The organism is Nguyenibacter vanlangensis (assembly GCF_013376155.1).
GTDB classification, from domain to species: domain Bacteria; phylum Pseudomonadota; class Alphaproteobacteria; order Acetobacterales; family Acetobacteraceae; genus Gluconacetobacter; species Gluconacetobacter vanlangensis.
This window is the reverse complement of the sequence record NZ_JABXXP010000512.1, coordinates 1-2,053: the sequence shown is the minus strand read 5'-3', so window position 1 is coordinate 2,053 and position 2,053 is coordinate 1. Positions and strand designations below refer to the sequence as shown.

Here is a 2,053-nt window from a genome sequence, read left to right as displayed (position 1 = left end):
CCAGGCGGCCAACGCCGTGCGGCGCACCAACGCCGCCACGCCCGGCACGACTCCGTGCCAGCGGGCGTCGGCGATGATGACCTCGCATTCAGGTCCGTCCCGCAGGACAGAAGGAGGAAGGCCGGCGGCCAGACCGGCCGCCGGCGTTTTTCTAGGGACCCCGTCTGGTTCGACCCGGGTCTGACTACTTCGCGGTTCCATTGTTCTCCCGGCGCGCCCTGCTGCGGGACATATCCCGTTCGGCCGCCGCACGCTGATCATAGGCGTCCACGATGCGCGCGACCAGCGGGTGTCGCACCACGTCGCGGGATTCGAAGCGCATGATGCTGATTCCGGGCAACCCTTCCAGCGTGTCCACGGCATCGCGCAGGCCCGACGGCACGCCCGCCGGCAGGTCGACCTGGCTCAGGTCGCCGGTCACCACCATGCGCGTGCCGGTGCCCATGCGGGTCAGGAACATCTTCATCTGGGCGGTCGTGGTGTTCTGCGCCTCGTCCAGAATGACGAAACTATGGGCCAGCGTCCGCCCGCGCATGAAGGCCAGGGGCGCGACCTCGATCTCGCCCGTGCCCATGCGGCGCACCACCTGGTCGCCCGGCATCATGTCGTGCAGCGCGTCATAGAGCGGGCGCAGATACGGGTCGATCTTGTCCTTCATGTCCCCGGGCAGGAATCCCAGCCGCTCGCCGGCCTCGACGGCCGGGCGCGACAGCACGATCCGGTCCACCTGCCCGGCCATCAGCATCGCCACCGCCTGGGCCACCGCCAGATAGGTCTTGCCGGTGCCGGCGGGGCCGACGCCGAACACCATCTCGGTCTGCGCCAGCATTTCCATATAGGCCGTCTGCCCGGCCGAACGCGGGGCGATCGCGCCGCGCCGCGTGCGGATCGCGGGCAGTTCCGGCAGCGTCAGCCGGTGCGGGTCGGGCAGGTGCGGGGCATCGTGCGGCATGCGCGTCCGTCCGTCGGATACCGTGTGGGTGGCCATCGTGTGCGGCCGGGTGTGATGGGCGGCGGCCATGCGGATCGCGGCATCGACCTCGCCGCTATCCAGCCCGTTCGCCCGTTCCAGCTTGTGATACAGCGCATTCAGCGCCGACCGGGCGATCTCCACCCGGTCCGGCGTGCCGCTGATGGCCACGCGATTCCCCCGGCAGGACAGCCGGACGTCGAATCCGCGTTCAAGGTGAAGCAGGTGACGGTCGTGATCCCCGACGAGCATCGCCAGCCTGGCATTGTCGTCGAATTGCAGGGTAATCGTCCGCGTGGCGCTCATGCCGCCATGGCGGGACGGATCGTGATGGTCGCGCACCCGGGTCGGGCGGCGGCCGGACAGGATTTCTGCTACCGTCTGTTCACTCAAGCGAAGGCTCTCTCCTGTACGAGGGTTCCACTCAACGAATTGGTGTATCGCTCACGGATCTCCACGTTGACGATCTGGCCGATCAGGCCGTCCGGCCCGTTCACATGCACGGGTTGAAGATAGGGCGAACGGCCGGCCAGTTGCCCCGCCTTGCGCCCGTGCCCGGTGAACAGGACCGGAACCACGCGCCCCACCGTCGCGGCATTGAACGCATCCTGCTGCTCGCGCAGCAGCGCCTGCAGCGCCTGCAGGCGGGCGTCCTTGACGTCTTCCGCGATCTGCAGCGGCGCGCCGGCGGCCGGCGTGCCGGGACGGGGGGAATATTTGAACGAAAACGCCTGCGCGAAGCCGACATCGCGGATCAGTTGCAGCGTCGCCTCGAAATCGGCGTCGGTCTCGCCCGGATGGCCGACGATGAAATCCGACGACAGCGCGATATCCGGCCGCGCGTCGCGCAGCCGCAGCACGATGTCGCGGTACTCCGCCGCCGTATGGCCGCGATTCATCGCATCCAGAATCCGGTCCGACCCCGACTGCACCGGCAGGTGCAGGAACGGCATCAGCGCCGGCAGGTCGCGATGGGCCGCGATCAGCGCATCGTCCATGTCGCGCGGATGCGACGTGGTATAGCGGATGCGCGCCAGGCCCGGGATGCCGGTCAGCGCCTCGGCCAGCCGGGCCAGCCCCCAG

General features: G+C 69.0%; 2 protein-coding genes and 1 pseudogene. All 3 read right to left on the bottom strand.

The annotated features are described in order from the left end of the window. Positions 1-201: pseudogene (locus tag HUK84_RS22915) on the bottom strand (rRNA maturation RNase YbeY); the annotation flags it as partial. Then, a complete protein-coding gene (locus HUK84_RS15990) occupies positions 185-1,258 on the bottom strand; it encodes a PhoH family protein (protein WP_374729376.1) in 1,074 nt (357 codons plus the stop codon). The pseudogene HUK84_RS22915 and the gene HUK84_RS15990, both read right to left, overlap by 17 nt. 101 nt (positions 1,259-1,359) lie before the next feature. Next, a partial coding sequence (locus tag HUK84_RS15985) for a MiaB/RimO family radical SAM methylthiotransferase (protein WP_176641168.1) occupies positions 1,360-2,053 on the bottom strand: 694 nt, incomplete at its 5' end.